The 15,269-nt window shown below is 47.9% G+C and carries 10 protein-coding genes; 7 read left to right on the plus strand and 3 right to left on the minus strand.

Annotated elements, in window-relative coordinates; genetic code table 11:
* Positions 1-8: 8 nt before the first annotated feature.
* On the minus strand, positions 9-1,844 hold the full coding sequence (locus NYE28_RS20360; protein WP_337681119.1) for a beta-glucoside-specific PTS transporter subunit IIABC: 1,836 nt from the start codon (positions 1,842-1,844) through the stop codon (positions 9-11).
* Between the two features lie 672 nt (positions 1,845-2,516).
* Here NYE28_RS20360 and NYE28_RS20365 point away from each other — a divergent pair.
* A complete protein-coding gene (locus NYE28_RS20365; RefSeq protein ID WP_337681118.1) occupies positions 2,517-5,648 on the plus strand; it encodes a DUF3427 domain-containing protein in 3,132 nt (1,043 codons plus the stop codon).
* Here the strand turns inward: NYE28_RS20365 and NYE28_RS20370 are convergent.
* Together NYE28_RS20370 and NYE28_RS20375 are read right to left on the minus strand one after the other, a co-directional pair.
* Positions 5,637-6,026 carry a (deoxy)nucleoside triphosphate pyrophosphohydrolase gene (locus NYE28_RS20370; RefSeq protein WP_007407807.1) on the minus strand — a complete coding sequence of 130 codons (390 nt, stop codon included), beginning with the start codon at positions 6,024-6,026 and terminating at the stop codon, positions 5,637-5,639. The genes NYE28_RS20365 and NYE28_RS20370 overlap by 12 nt on opposite strands.
* A gap of 179 nt (positions 6,027-6,205) precedes the next feature.
* Positions 6,206-7,612, minus strand: a complete 1,407-nt coding sequence (locus NYE28_RS20375; protein ID WP_337681117.1) for a glycoside hydrolase family 43 protein — start codon at positions 7,610-7,612, stop codon at positions 6,206-6,208.
* A gap of 241 nt (positions 7,613-7,853) precedes the next feature.
* Here NYE28_RS20375 and hutP point away from each other — a divergent pair, with 241 nt between their 5' ends.
* The 6 genes from hutP to NYE28_RS20405 all read left to right on the plus strand — a co-directional run bounded on the left by hutP (position 7,854) and on the right by NYE28_RS20405 (position 15,239).
* On the plus strand, positions 7,854-8,300 hold the full coding sequence (hutP, locus tag NYE28_RS20380; protein ID WP_004393292.1) for a hut operon transcriptional regulator HutP: 447 nt from the start codon (positions 7,854-7,856) through the stop codon (positions 8,298-8,300).
* A gap of 112 nt (positions 8,301-8,412) precedes the next feature.
* Positions 8,413-9,951, plus strand: a complete 1,539-nt coding sequence (hutH, locus tag NYE28_RS20385; protein ID WP_064108000.1) for a histidine ammonia-lyase — start codon at positions 8,413-8,415, stop codon at positions 9,949-9,951.
* A complete protein-coding gene (hutU, locus tag NYE28_RS20390) occupies positions 9,948-11,540 on the plus strand; it encodes a urocanate hydratase (RefSeq protein WP_342490236.1) in 1,593 nt (530 codons plus the stop codon). Before hutH ends, hutU begins: the two co-directional genes overlap by 4 nt.
* 1 nt (position 11,541) lies before the next feature.
* Positions 11,542-12,807, plus strand: coding sequence for an imidazolonepropionase (gene hutI, locus NYE28_RS20395; protein ID WP_099567214.1), 1,266 nt, complete (start codon positions 11,542-11,544; stop codon positions 12,805-12,807).
* A complete protein-coding gene (gene hutG, locus NYE28_RS20400) occupies positions 12,800-13,750 on the plus strand; it encodes a formimidoylglutamase (RefSeq protein WP_047936324.1) in 951 nt (316 codons plus the stop codon). Before hutI ends, hutG begins: the two co-directional genes overlap by 8 nt.
* A gap of 70 nt (positions 13,751-13,820) precedes the next feature.
* Positions 13,821-15,239 (plus strand): amino acid permease, encoded by a 1,419-nt coding sequence (locus tag NYE28_RS20405; protein ID WP_007407815.1) that lies wholly within the window; start codon positions 13,821-13,823, stop codon positions 15,237-15,239.
* The last annotated feature ends 30 nt before the right edge of the window (positions 15,240-15,269 follow it).

The raw sequence follows: 15,269 nt of genomic DNA on the forward strand, positions 1-15,269 counted from the left end.
CCTCTTTTTCAGGATAACGCCAGAAGCGCTTCGTTCGGTTTGACCATTCCGCTTTTTTTCACGTCTGTAAATGAATATTGATCCGTATTCGTAATGATGACCGGCGTGATCACGTCAAAACCGGCAGCCTTTATCTCGTCGATATCAAAAGTAATCAGCAGATCTCCCGGCGCGACAGTATCGCCTTCTTTGACGTGCATCTCAAAATGCCTGCCATCCAGCCGGACGGTATCAAGCCCGATATGAATGAGAACCTCGGCTCCCCGGGTGCTCGTAATGCCGATGGCGTGCTTTGTTTTAAATACGGCTGTCACCCTCCCTTCTACGGGAGAAACCGCTGCGCCCTCTTCAGGCAGAATCGCAAAACCTTTTCCCATCATTCCGCCGGAAAAGACGCTGTCGTTCACTTCGCTTAATGCTTTCACTTCGCCTTTAATCGGGCTGTGAATGATTTCTCCGCCTGCCGTCACCCCCGGCGCTTCAGACGCTTCGTCCCGTTCGGACTGTACATCCTCAAACCCGATCAGCAGTGCCGCCGCAATACCGGCCGCAAACGAGATAAAAAGCCCGATCAGCGCGTAAAGAAACGTCGGCCCGATAAAGACCGGAATGCTCGGCAGACCGGCGTTTCCGCCGACAATGTAGGAAGCGACGCCCGTTACACCGTAAAAAGCTCCGCCTGCCGCGCCGCCGATTAATGCTGCCGCGAACGGTTTTTTCAATCTCATGTTAACGCCGTACATCGCGGGTTCGGTAATGCCCATCAATGCCGTAATGCCCGTCGTAAACGCCAGCGATTTGAAGGTTTTGTTTTTTGATTTTAAGAAAACCGCAAATGACGCGCCGGCCTGCCCCATATTCGCCAAAAACATCGCGGGCAGAATGTAATCATGTCCGTTTTGGGCGATGTTATTGATCATGATCGGCACAAGCGCATAATGCATACCGGTCATAATAATGAGGGAAAATGTGCCGGCAAGCAGAATCATCGCGGCAATGCCCGCATGATTGAACAAATCATTGACGCCGACAGACAGGTAATTCCCGAGAATCGCGCCGAGCGGGCCGACTGTGATCAGGGTGACAGGCACGACGATCACAAGCGTAAGCATCGGAACGGCAATCAATTTCAAAGAAGAAGGCGTGATGCGGTCAATTCCTTTCTCTACATAGGACATCAGCCATATCGCCAGCAAAATCGGGATCACTGTCGATGAATACGTGGCAGCGGTTACAGGAAGACCGATAAAGGAGATGCTTTTCCCTGCTCCAAGCAGGGCCGTTAAATCCGGATGCAGAATCGCACCCGCCACAGCGGCCGCCACGTACGGATTACATCCGAATTTTCTCGCCGCGCTTACCGCAAGCAAAAGCGGCAGAAAATAAAACGCACCGTCACCGACAGCCGTGAGAATGCTGTGAGTCTGGCTCTTCTCCGACATCCAGCCGAATGTCACCGCTAGCGCGACAAGCCCTTTTATCATGCCGGCTCCGGCAATGGCCGGCAGAATCGGTGTAAACACACCGGAAATCACATCAAATACGGCACTCAGCACATTTTTCTTCTGCTTCGAAGTTTTGTTTGCGCTTTCATCACTGAGCCCGCTGCTCTCCATCAAAGCCTGATACACCTTCGGCACATGATTGCCGATAATGATCTGAAATTGCCCGCCGCTGATATTTGTCCCCATCACGCCTTCCATCTGTTCCAGCCCGCTCCGATCTGCTTTCGCATTGTCATACAAATTAAAACGAAGCCGCGTCATGCAATGGATGACACTCTGAACATTCTCCTCCCCGCCGACAAGTTGTAAAATCTCTTTTGATATTTTATGATAGTCCATGAGTATACCTCCTTAAAAATGGGGGAACCGCCGGACGAAAGGTGCCCGCCTTTCTCCGGCTTTTTTTGTTATGAAATCAGCATCACCTCCGAAAAAAAGGGTATAAAAAAAACCCAAACTGCACAGAACACGGGAGTCTCCCCCTGTCTGACGCAATTTAGGTTTTGCCTGCGGTTTGCAGTAACAATCCTAGGTGAATGATATTGGGTTGATATGTATACTTTAGCACTGGATTTATTGGGTGTCAACGCTTACATTTTTAAAAATATACTAGTCAAATATATAAAGGCATTAAAATATTGTTCCCATCTACTATATTAACTAAAAGAACCCTCATGTTAAGTACCTCTGATAAAGTAGCTTTAAGTTAAATTGCGCCCTAATTCCTCTTCTCTACTTTAATTGCACACTTCTCTAGTTTGTCCACAACGGTTAAAGTAGTACCTGCTTCCAGTTGATAAGAGCAAATACTAGATCATGCAGTCAATTCATGCCCATTACCTCAACAGTAACCTCATTTTCAATGTAAGAATACTCCATACTCCACCAAACTACCTCAGCGTTATTTTTTTAGCGCTTAATAAATAGGACTTTATTCTCTTCTTTTTTAGTATTACCTATTGGTAAGAGTAGTGATAAAATGGAATTATTGATATAAAAAAGGAGATTATGATGAGAAATCATAGAGGCTTCCATGAGGAAATTCAGCAACAACAAAAACTTTATCCAACATCACATCGCATTCAACCGGTTAGCCCTAAAGAATATGCAGAGGTTTTGACTTTACATACGGCAAAACAACTGAGCGAGACATTTCAAACACTTGTGGATCAAGATCAATATGAACAAGCGATTCAGCTGAGCGAGAAAGTTGCCTCTCAGCTTGGACAACATACGAATTTTTCATTACCACTTTCCACAGTGCTTTATAGTTTAAACGAAATGGAACTTCCTATTTCAGAGGAATTTTCTCTACATCGTCTGAAACTGCTAGGAAATCATCAAACTCATGATAACTTTTTCAAAGCATTAAAACACGAGATGTTAACGGCGGATCGGGTAGACTTTATGGTTAGTTTTACAAGGTGGTCTGGTGTTCAGCTTTTGATCCCTCCGCTTCAGGAGCTTGCTAAAAGACATGTCCCTGTACGCATCATTACATCTACCTATATGGGTATTACAGAACCGAAAGCGTTAAGACATCTTCTTCAATTTGAAAATGTTGAGTTGAAAATTGTAAATGAATATAAAAAATCTTTCCATACGAAAGCATACTTATTTGAACGCTGTTCTGGACAGCATAGTGTCATTGTAGGATCTTCAAATCTATCACAAGCTGCCCTTACGACCGGGTATGAGTTAAATGTTAGACTACCTGAAACCAGATATCTCCCCGTTTATCAACAAACAAAAGATTTGTTTGACACTGTTTGGAATGAAAAGACACAGCCTGTTGACGAACAATTTTTACAAGCCTATGAGGAATTCCAAGCAGGAAGCCAAAAGGTAAGTGCTTCCTTTGCTGCTCAAAACTCTCTTTACAAAACGAAAATGTCGCCGAATGCCATGCAAAAGGAAGCGTTACGAAACCTTAAAAAAACAAGAAACGAAGGGGAGACAAAAGCAGTCATCATCGCCGCCACTGGAACCGGAAAAACATTTTTAGCAGCATTTGATTTTGACCAATTTAAACCAAATAAATATCTTTTTCTTGCCCACCGGGAAGAGTTACTTACAAAAGCAATCGAAACATTCCAAAAAGTCACCAATAATCATGAAGATTTTGGTTTATTGACTGGAACGAAAAAAGAAAGAGATAAGCGTTTTTTATTTAGCACTGTACAAACGCTACATAAAAAAGAAACATTGGAATCCTTTTCAACAGATGAATTTGACTACATTGTGATTGATGAATTCCATCATGCAGAAGCATCTACCTATCAAGCTGTATTAAACTACTTTACACCAAAGTTTTTATTAGGTTTAACTGCAACACCAGAGCGTCTTGACGGTAAAGATGTGCTTCAGATTTGTGATCATAATGTTGTTTACGAAATCAGACTCCGCGATGCTCTAAAGGCAGAGCTACTTGCACCATTTCACTATTTTGGAATTTCAGATCACACTGTAGATTACGAAAAAGTAAAAGTAAAAAATGGACTGTACGAAGAGAAATCGCTAGTAGATCATTTAAAAACTCATAAACGAGTAGAATATATCATCAAGATGATCAACATGTATGGATTCCACGGCGAGAAAATGGTTGGCTTAGGTTTCTGTACAAACGTCGAACACGCAATATACATGAGTGATGAATTTAATAAATTGGGATTTTATACAACTTACTTAACAGGAAAGGATTCTCCTGCAAAAAGACAAGAGGTCATTCGTCATTTGGAGGACCCGCACCACAGTTTAGAACTTATATTTACAGTAGATATTTTCAACGAAGGAATAGATATTCCAAAACTCAATCTACTATTGTTCCTTAGACCAACAGAATCACCAACGATTTTCATTCAGCAATTAGGACGGGGACTTAGAAAAATTGACGACAAAGAGTTTGTAACGATACTGGATTTTATCGGAAACTATCAAAAGTCATTCGTTATTCCACTCGCACTATCTGGACAAACAAGCCAAAAATCGTTTGATAAAGATTCCCTCCGAGTGGCCGTGACGCATGAGTTTTCAGATTTACCTGGGGGATCTTATGTTGACCTTTCAGCCGTAACGAAGAAAGAAATTTTAAATAAGATCGATCATATTAAACTAAATTCAGATGCCATGCTGAAAACGTTATACAAGCAATTTAAACAAGAGCTAGGACGCTCTCCAGAATTAATTGATTTTCTATACTCTGAACAGGCACCTGGGCTTACCTTTTTTATAAAGAAATACAAATCGTGGGTACAGACCAAAAAGAAGATGGACGATTTGAATGTTACAGATGAAGCAATTCTCAATAACCCCTTGGTTGTAGGGATAGTAGCAAAATTAGAACAGCAATTACCTATTAAATGGCCTTATGAATGGTTAATTTTACAGAGCGGTTTTCACAAAAATATCATCACAATAGAAGATGTAAAAGAATCGTTAGAAAAACAGTTTCATATTCAAATCACAACAGATACACATGATGACCTCATTCAGCGAGCAATGGAGCGTTTAACGAAATCAGATCAAAAACAGAATTGGCGCTTTGGTACATTACAAGGTGATACATTCAAGTTAGATCCAGAAGTGAGCGAGATATTAAACGATCCATTATTCGGACCGTATATTAAGGAGCGCGTCCACTATGGACTGATTGAATTTAGACGTATGAACAATATAGAAGCCCTTGCTTCAAAAGAGATTAAGCTTACAATGTATCAAACCTATACAAGAAATGAGCTCATTTATCTTTTTCAGTCAACTGATCAGGAAGGGACTTGGCGAGAGGGTGTACGTAGAGTTAAAAATCACTATTTAATCTTTATCAATTTGAATAAGTCAGAAAAAGTAGAAGATCATTTGCTATATAAAGATTATTTTATTGATCCTAGCCATTTTCACTGGCAAAGTCAAAACCAAACCTCACATACATCAAGCGTAGGGCAAAACTTTATTCACCATAAGGAAAAAGGATACCATATTCATTTATTTGTGAGGAAATTCACTGAAATGCACAACATCACTTTACCATTTATTTATGTAGGAGAAGCGGATTACGTATCAAGCCACGGAGACAAGCCAATGAATGTCAAATGGAAGCTCCATCAGCCTGTCCCAGAAAACTTGTATGTGGATTTAACGAATTAAGGCAGATACGGTCGGAAGATCAGCGGGTGCCCACTCTAGTGATTCTAGCTCACGTATAGGCACCCATCTGAATTCCGCATGCTCTTTTGCTACCGGCTTCCCAGATACAATCTTCGCTTTTATTGAAATTAAATTGACGATGACCTTCTCATATTCATGATGAATATCGGCTATCACATCGCCCGCAACAATTTTACAATCAAGTTCCTCTTCAATTTCTCTTACAAGTGCTTCTCGTGCATTCTCCCCTTCTTCAAGCTTTCCACCAGGAAACTCCCACAGATTAGGCAGAGACATTGTTGGAGAACGTAGAGCACATAGAATTTCATTGTTTTCATTTTGTATGACTGCGGCGGCTACTTTTATTGTTTTTTTCAAAATTAAAATTCCTTTCGTTTTTTCTTAGGTATGTATTCAAATTTTTCAATTTTATACTGTTCACTGTAAACGATAGAGGTTGAATCCATCATAATTCAAATGGTTTATTAAAAGCAATAGAAGGTCATTCTCCTAATTAGCAAGAAAAAAGCACCCTCCAAAATGGAGTAAGTGCTAATTTACTTCACTCCCCAAACAGCCTCCCCATCACCGCTCAGCACACTAAACGTCACAACTTCTTTCTCTCTCGCTGAGTCCCATTCTTTCAGGAAGACGCCGTCATAATTTGTGCCGTTCAGGTTGATTCGGGCTTTGCTGCTGTCCGTTTTTGTCCAGGTTCCGGTCATTTCCCCGGAAATGGTGCCGTCGTTGTTAAGCTGGATGTTTTTTGGGTTTTTGATCGTAGCTGTGATGTCTTTTCCGTGCTGGATGAGTTTGTAGGTTCCGGATGCGGCGGCCGCCGATATCTGTGTATCCGGTTCTCCCGCGTAGCGGTATGGCGCTGCAACGGGCCATCCGTCTTTGTTCATGTACAACCGATGGACTCTGACTTCGTGCTCTTCGCCTCTGTTCGGGAAACGGGTGTGGAAAATGAGGTATGATCGTTTCATTTTCCCGTCGTAAAACACGGAGTTGTGTCCCGGCGATACGTAGCCCGTGCCTTTTTCAGATTGTGAGGCGAAGCTGTAGCCGCCCATGAGTTTGACCCCGTACGGTTCAATTGCTTTGTCGTCGAAGAAACTGCCGTCTTTTCCTTTGGCATCAAGCATGTTATGGCCTGCGGCGTCATAGTACGGACCGTCCGGATTTTTAGAGCGCGCCACACGCATATGATAACCGCCGGCTGCGTCAAGTCCGCCGAATGACAGATACAGATAGTAATATTTCGTTTCCGGATTGTAGCTGATGTACGGGCCTTCGATTCTGCTGTGATTTCCGCCGAGCAGTTTTTTTCCGTAGCCTTGGTTCGGGAGCGGGAAACCGGTTTTCGGATTCATTTCCAGTATGAAAATCCCGCCGGAGTAAGAGCCGTACACCATCCAGAGCTTGCCTTTATGGTCAAAAAACGTTTGCGGATCTACGACGTTCGGGTGAACGTTTGCATGATACGTCGTGCCGTCTTCGCTTTTTCCTTCCATGCCCGATTTCAAAAAGATGCCTTTGTTTTTGTAGGGTCCTTCGATCTTGTCACTCACGGCGACACCGAGAGCGGATCGCGGCGAGTCCCCTTTACAGGCGTTATAGTACATGTAATATTTCCCGTCAGACAGCTGGGCGACGTCCGGCGCCCACAGCGTATCAGACTGGGCCCAGTCGAATGTCTCTTTTAATTCGGTGTAGACGTTCGGGATCAGGGGATTATTGGGATTGACGCTTGAAGACATCTGCTGCCACTGCATCAGATTTTTCGACTTGGCGGAAGCCAAATGCGAGCCGAATACATAATATGTATCGCCTGTTTTGATGACGGACGGATCATGCACGCTGACCTCTGAAAAAACCGGATGCTGGGCTTTTGCCTGCGGCAGAGTGAACCCGATGACCGCTGCTGAGACCAGGCACACACGAAAGAAACTGGTTTTCATTTTCTGAAATCTCCTCGCTCTCTTCTTTTCTTAAAACGCTTTCAAGACAACGCTCCATTTTATGACGCGGATGGCGGAAATATGTGATCAACAGCGCCGGCTTCGCGATGTACCGCTTTACTTCGATAACAATCTGATTTGTGAAAGACTGGAAAAAAAGTTTTGACTTCTGATTCGCAAACACTTAATATAAAAAACAGTTACTAGTTATCAGAATATTTAAGAATTGAGTGAAGCATATATGACCTTACACAAAGACCGCCGCATCGGGCGCTTGTCCGTCCTTCTTCTGCTTCATGAGACTGAAGAAAACCAGCAGATCAGCCGGCTGGAACGGGACGGCTGGAAAGTCTGCCTCGGCAGGGTGGGTTCAATGGATGCGCATAAGGTGGTAGCCGCAATTGAAACCGCTTCCAAAAAGAGCGGTGTCATTCAATCTGAGGGTTATCGCGAATCACATGCGCTGTATCATGCCACAATGGAAGCTTTGCACGGAGTGACGCGGGGCGAAATGCTGCTTGGCTCGCTGCTTCGTACCGTGGGCCTGAAGTTTGCCGTCTTGCGGGGAAATCCGTATGAAAGCGAGGCGGAAGGCGATTGGATCGCCGTTTCACTTTACGGCACGATCGGAGCTCCGATTAAGGGGCTTGAGCACGAAACATTCGGAGTCGGAATTAATCACATATGAATCAGCCCATAGATTTCAGATGATAGGGGGCTATGCATGAAATATCATTTTCATGGCATAGCTCCTTTTTGTATGGGCGCTTTACCAAAGTAAAGGAAAAGGGGTTGAAATGATGGTGACGTTAGACGGTTCCTCACTGACAACCGCAGATGCCCAGCGTGTGCTGTTTGATTTTGAAGAGGTTCAAGCATCTGCCGATAGCATGGAACGTGTGAAAAAAAGCAGGGCGGCGGTTGAACGGATCGTTCAAGAAGAGAAGACCATTTACGGGATTACGACGGGATTCGGCAAGTTCAGCGATGTGCTGATTCAAAAAGAAGACGCCGCGGATCTGCAGCTGAATCTGATTCTTTCTCACGCGTGCGGCGTCGGTGATCCGTTTCCGGAATCTGTATCGCGGGCCATGCTGCTTTTGCGCGCCAATGCCCTGCTGAAAGGCTTTTCCGGCGTGCGGACTGAGCTGATTGATCAACTGCTCGCGTATCTCAATCATCGCATTCACCCGGTCATCCCGCAGCAAGGGTCACTGGGGGCGAGCGGGGATTTGGCGCCGCTTTCTCATCTCGCACTGGCGCTTATCGGTCAAGGCGAAGTCTTTTACGAAGGGGCCCGGATGCCGACAGCTCATGCTTTAGAACAGACAAACCTTCAGCCGGCCGTCCTGACCTCTAAGGAAGGGCTCGCGCTGATCAACGGAACGCAGGCCATGACCGCGATGGGGCTGATCGCTTACCTCGAGGCCGAAAAGCTGGCCTATCAGTCGGAACGGATCGCGAGCTTAACGATCGAAGGCCTTCAGGGCATTATCGATGCGTTTGACGAGGACATTCATGCCGCCCGCGGTTATCAGGAACAGATGGATGTCGCAGAGCGAATCCGCTATTACTTGTCAGACAGCAAGCTGACGACCGTCCAAGGGGAGCTGCGTGTCCAGGACGCCTATTCGATCCGCTGTATTCCTCAAGTCCACGGCGCATCATGGCAGACATTAGCCTATGTAAAAGAAAAATTAGAAATTGAGATGAATGCCGCGACAGATAACCCGCTCATTTTCGAAGACGGCGCCAAAATCATCTCAGGCGGAAACTTTCACGGACAGCCGATCGCCTTTGCCATGGATTTTCTCAAAGTGGCGGCGGCCGAGCTTGCGAATATTTCTGAACGCCGGATCGAACGGCTTGTGAATCCGCAGCTGAATGACCTGCCGCCCTTTCTGAGCCCTCAGCCCGGCTTACAATCCGGAGCGATGATCATGCAATATGCGGCGGCCTCCCTCGTGTCAGAAAATAAAACCCTGGCCCATCCCGCCAGTGTCGATTCCATTCCTTCATCGGCAAACCAGGAGGATCACGTCAGCATGGGAACCATCGCCTCAAGGCACGCCTACCAGATCATTGCGAATACGAGACGGGTGCTTGCCGTTGAAGCTATTTGCGCGCTGCAGGCCGTGGAGTACCGGGGTGCGGAACATTGCGCCTCGTACACAAAACAGCTCTATCACGAAATGAGAAACATCGTGCCGTCCATACAAGAAGACCGCGTGTTTTCTTATGACATCGAGCATCTGAGTGACTGGCTGAAGAAGGAGTCTTTTCTGCCGAATGAGCATCACCAAAAACTGATGACCAATGAAGGGGGACTTACAAGATGACTGATGTAAAGAAATCAATCCGCGCCGGCCGCGGCACCGAACTTGAATGCTTAGGATGGGAGCAGGAAGCCGTGCTCCGCATGCTCCGAAACAACCTTGACCCGGAGGTTGCCGAAAAGCCGGAGGATCTGATCGTATACGGCGGCATAGGCAAGGCCGCACGAAACTGGGATGCTTTTCACGCGATTGAGCGTTCCCTCAAAATGTTAAAAGATGATGAAACACTGCTGATCCAATCCGGAAAACCGGTCGGATTGTTCCGCACGCACAGCCGCGCGCCCCGCGTCCTGCTGGCTAATTCGGTTCTCGTGCCGAAATGGGCGGATTGGGAGCATTTCCATGACCTTGAGAAAAAAGGGCTGATGATGTACGGGCAGATGACGGCCGGAAGCTGGATTTATATCGGCTCACAAGGTATTTTGCAAGGCACCTATGAAACCTTTGCGGAGCTTGCGAGACAGCATTTCGGCGGCAGTCTGAAAGGAACCCTTACGCTGACGGCCGGACTTGGCGGAATGGGAGGCGCCCAGCCGCTGTCCGTCACGATGAATGATGGCGTCGTCATCGCCGTTGAAGCAGATGAAACACGGATTGATAAACGCATTGAAACAAACTATTGCGACCGTAAAACCGCATCAATTGACGAAGCGCTGCGCTGGGCCGAAGCAGCCAGACAAGCCGGAGAGCCTTTATCGATCGGCCTTCTCGGTAATGCGGCTGAGATGCATCATGAGCTTTTGAACCGCGGCGTCCATATTGACATCGTGACCGATCAGACTTCAGCTCACGACCCGCTGATCGGCTATATTCCGGCAGGATACTCACTTGAAGAGGCCGACCGCCTGCGCCGGGATCAGCCTGAATTATACGTAAGGCTTTCCAAGCAGAGTATGAAAAAGCATGTGGAAGCCATGCTCGCCTTCAAGAAAAAAGGTGCCGTCGTCTTTGATTACGGCAACAATATCCGCCAGGCTGCCAAAGATGAGGGTCTCGCCGATGCTTTTGATTTTCCGGGATTCGTTCCCGCCTACATCCGGCCTTTATTTTGTGAAGGAAAAGGGCCGTTCCGCTGGGCCGCGCTGTCGGGTGACCCTGAAGATATATACCGCACGGACGCTTTATTAAAAGAGCTGTTTCCCGAAAATCAAGCCCTTCACCGCTGGATTGACATGGCACAGAAAAAAGTCACATTCCAAGGCCTGCCGTCCCGTATTTGCTGGCTCGGCTACGGTGAACGGGAAAAGATGGGGCTCGCCATCAATGAATTGGTCAGAAACGGCGAGCTGAAAGCCCCGATCGTCATCGGAAGAGACCATTTAGACTGCGGATCTGTCGCCTCTCCGAATCGGGAAACAGAAGCGATGAAAGACGGAAGCGACGCGGTCGGCGATTGGGCGGTGCTGAACGCGCTGATCAACACGGCCTCAGGCGCAAGCTGGGTTTCTTTTCACCACGGCGGGGGCGTCGGCATGGGGTATTCCCTTCACGCGGGAATGGGCATCATCCGCCATGCGGACGCAGGTTATGAAAAAGCGGCTCAAGTCGCCGAGGAACAAGACATTATGATACCGATGAAAAAGGAGCGGTAACATGCCGAAACAAATAGATACCATACTCACCAACATCGGCCAGCTGCTGACGATGGAATCCGGCGGCCCCCGAACAGGCGGAAGCATGCAGGATCTTCATGTCACGGAAGATGCCGTCATCGGCATTTCCGACGGGCGCATTGTTTTTGCCGGACATCAAGGAGCGGAGGAAGGATACGAGGCAAGAGACATCATCGACTGCGGGGGACGGCTCGTCACCCCCGGCCTCGTCGATCCCCATACCCATCTTGTATTCGGAGGGTCCCGGGAAAAAGAACTGAATTTAAAAATTCAGGGCATGTCCTATTTGGATATTCTGGCGCAAGGCGGCGGTATTTTGTCAACGGTCAAAGACACGAAAGCCGCTTCCGAAGAAGAACTGATTGAAAAAGGGCTTTTTCACCTCGGACGCATGCTGTCATACGGCATCACGACGGCAGAAGTAAAAAGCGGCTACGGACTCGACAAAGACACGGAGCTGAAACAGCTGACCGCGGCGAAAAAACTGGGCGAACACCAGCCGGTCGACCTTGTCACAACTTTTATGGGGGCACACGCCATTCCGCCTGAGTACCGGAACAGCCCTGACGAATTTCTGAATCGCATGCTGCAGCTTTTGCCTGAAATAAAAGAAAAAGGCCTCGCGCAATTTGCCGATATTTTCACAGAAACAGGCGTCTTTACCGTCAGCCAGTCGCGGGACTACCTGAAAAAGGCGTCTGAAGCCGGTTTCGGCCTGAAAATCCATGCTGATGAGATTGACCCGCTCGGCGGCGCGGAATTGGCGGCAGAACTGCATGCTGTTTCTGCCGATCATTTGGTGGGGGCGTCTGACGAAGGCATCGAAAAACTAGCGGCGTCCGGAACAATCGCCGTCCTGCTGCCGGGCACGACTTTCTATCTCGGCAAACACACTTATGCAAGAGCCCGGGAGATGATTGATGCGGGCGTACGGGTCAGTTTGGCGACTGACTTCAACCCGGGCAGCTCACCGACGGAAAATCTCCAGCTCATTATGTCGATTGCCGCGCTCCATTTAAAAATGACCGCAGAAGAAATCTGGCACGCTGTCACCGTTAATGCCGCGTATGCGATCGGAAAAGGCGAAGAGGCCGGACAAATTAAAGCCGGACGGGCGGCTGACATTGTCATTTGGGAAGCGCCGAATTACATGTATATCCCGTATCATTACGGCGTCAATCATGTCCGCCGTGTCATCAAGAACGGAAAGACGGTCGTTTCAAGGGAGGGAGCCGCTCTTGGATAAGTATCCGTTTCTGCAAAAAGCCGGCTCCCTCTTCAACGACCGCCATGTGACAAGGATCGGCGATGTGACGGAAGCGTGGGCGGGACAAACGATCAAAGGGCCGGCTTTGATCGGCGTTCCGCTTTCTAAGTCGTCAATCAGCCATTCCGGCGCCTGCTTTGCACCCGGTGCGATCCGCCGGGCGCTCGGCGGGATTTCCGCTTATTCCGCGGAGCTGCGGGAGCATGTCATTGACCATCTGTACGATATCGGCGATATTCAGATTCACGTCACGGATGTCGTCACATCTCACGAACACATTTATCGGACCATTCATGACATTCTGACGGACCAGCCTGACTGGGTGCCCGTCATTCTCGGCGGCGACAACTCCATCAGTTATTCCACCATCAAAGCCATTGCGGAAACGAAAGGAACAACAGCCGTCTTTCAATTCGACGCCCACCACGACGTCCGCAACACAGAAGACGGCGGACCGACAAACGGCACGCCATTCCGCCGGCTGTTAGATGAAAATATCATAAGCGGACAAAACCTGATTCAGCTTGGGATCAGGGAGTTCAGCAACAGCTTGGCATATGAACAATATGTAAAAGAGCGGCAGGCAGACGTGCATACAATGGAGATGATCCGGGAGAAAGGGCTCCTCCGAACGATACAAGAGGTCTTGCCGGCCGTTCAAAAAAGAGCCGACGCCATTTTTATTTCGGTTGATATGGATGTGCTGGATCAAGCTCATGCGCCCGGCTGCCCCGCGATCGGCCCAGGAGGCCTGTATACCGAAGAACTGCTTCAGGCGGTCCGGTTTTTAGCCAGTGAGGCTGACATCTCGGGTATTGAGATCGTTGAGGTTGATCCGACACTTGATTTTCGCGATATGACAAGCCGGGCAGCCGCACACGTCATTTTACATGCATTAAAGGGATTTAAATTGTCACGTTAAAGTCAAATCCGGCACGCGTGCTCTCGGCTGCCGGAAGATTCTCACGCCACGCAAAAAGGGGGAGATCACGATGGATGTTGATCAAGGCGGCAATCAACTCAAGCGCACGATGAAAAGCAGGCACTTATTTATGATTTCATTGGGAGGGGTCATCGGCACGGGGCTGTTTTTGAGCACAGGGTATACATTGAGCCAGGCCGGGCCGGGCGGGACGATCGCCGCTTACCTGATCGGGGGCTTGATGATGTATCTTGTCATGCAGTGTCTCGGAGAATTGTCAGTAGCCATGCCTGTGACCGGTTCATTTCAAACGTATGCGACAACGTTTATCGGGCCGTCCACGGGTTTTATGGTCGGTATCATGTATTGGGTGAATTGGGTGGTGACGGTAGGATCGGAGTTTACAGCTTCCGGTATCCTCATGCAGCGCTGGTTTCCTCACAGCAGCGTCTGGATGTGGAGCGCGATTTTCGCGGCTCTCCTTTTTGCCGCCAATGCATTCTCCGTTAAATTGTTTGCAGAAACGGAGTTTTGGTTTTCAAGCGTCAAAATCGTTACCATCCTTTTATTTATCATCTTAGGCGGCGCCGCGATGTTCGGTTTGATTTCATTGCACGGTTCGGGTGAAGCTCCGATGCTGTCGAATTTCACCTCACACGGCGGGCTGTTTCCGAACGGCTTTCTTGCGGTTTTCATTGCAATGATTTCCGTAAGTTTCGCCTTTTCAGGGACGGAGCTGATTGGAATTACAGCGGGTGAAACCGCCAATCCGGCAAAAGATATTCCGCGTTCGATCCGAAATGTCGCCTGGAGAACGGTCATCTTTTTTATCGGCGCCATTTTTGTGCTGTCCGGACTGATCTCCTGGAAGGAAGCCGGTGTGATTGAAAGTCCGTTTGTCGCGGTCTTTTCCCAAATCGGTATCCCATACGCCGCAGATATCATGAACTTCGTGATTTTAACGGCTTTGCTTTCGGTCGCCAACTCCGGACTGTATGCTTCCACCCGGATGCTGTGGTCTCTTGCGAATGAAAACATGATCAGCGCCCGGTTCAAAAAAGTCACGCCGAAAGGCATTCCGCTGAATGCTCTGCTCGCCAGCATGGCCGTTTCCTGCATATCCTTGATCTCAAGCATCGCCGCCCCGGGCACGGTCTACGTGGTGCTCGTGGCAATAGCCGGATTTGCCGGCGTCGTGGTGTGGATGAGCATCGCCCTGTCTCAGCTGTTATTTCGAAAACATTATGTGAAAAACGGCGGACGCGTCTCGGATCTGACCTTCCGCACACCGTTATACCCTCTCGTTCCGATCGCCGCTGTGATCTTATGTTTCGCTTCATGCGTAGGCCTTGCATTTGATCCCAATCAAAGAATCGCCCTCTTCTGCGGAATTCCTTGTATGATCCTGTGCTATCTCATTCGTTTTTTGAGAAAGAAACAGCCGAAACAATCCGTCCGTGACATTCATTTGGATAAAACCATGCCATAAAAAAAGGCACATACTGATGAGGTATGTGCC

The organism is Bacillus sp. FSL R5-0443, from assembly GCF_038608285.1.
GTDB classification, from domain to species: Bacteria; Bacillota; Bacilli; order Bacillales; family Bacillaceae; genus Bacillus; species Bacillus velezensis.

What these genes read in the sequence shown, in the direction of transcription:
- NYE28_RS20360 (WP_337681119.1), bottom strand. Translation starts at nt 1,844, where the DNA reads ATGGACTATCATAAAATATCAAAAGAGATTTTACAACTTGTCGGCGGG.
- NYE28_RS20365 (WP_337681118.1), top strand. Translation starts at nt 2,517, where the DNA reads ATGAGAAATCATAGAGGCTTCCATGAGGAAATTCAGCAACAACAAAAA.
- NYE28_RS20375 (WP_337681117.1), bottom strand. Translation starts at nt 7,612, where the DNA reads ATGAAAACCAGTTTCTTTCGTGTGTGCCTGGTCTCAGCAGCGGTCATC.
- hutP (WP_004393292.1), top strand. Translation starts at nt 7,854, where the DNA reads ATGACCTTACACAAAGACCGCCGCATCGGGCGCTTGTCCGTCCTTCTT.
- hutH (WP_064108000.1), top strand. Translation starts at nt 8,413, where the DNA reads ATGGTGACGTTAGACGGTTCCTCACTGACAACCGCAGATGCCCAGCGT.
- hutU (WP_342490236.1), top strand. Translation starts at nt 9,948, where the DNA reads ATGACTGATGTAAAGAAATCAATCCGCGCCGGCCGCGGCACCGAACTT.
- hutI (WP_099567214.1), top strand. Translation starts at nt 11,542, where the DNA reads ATGCCGAAACAAATAGATACCATACTCACCAACATCGGCCAGCTGCTG.
- NYE28_RS20405 (WP_007407815.1), top strand. Translation starts at nt 13,821, where the DNA reads ATGGATGTTGATCAAGGCGGCAATCAACTCAAGCGCACGATGAAAAGC.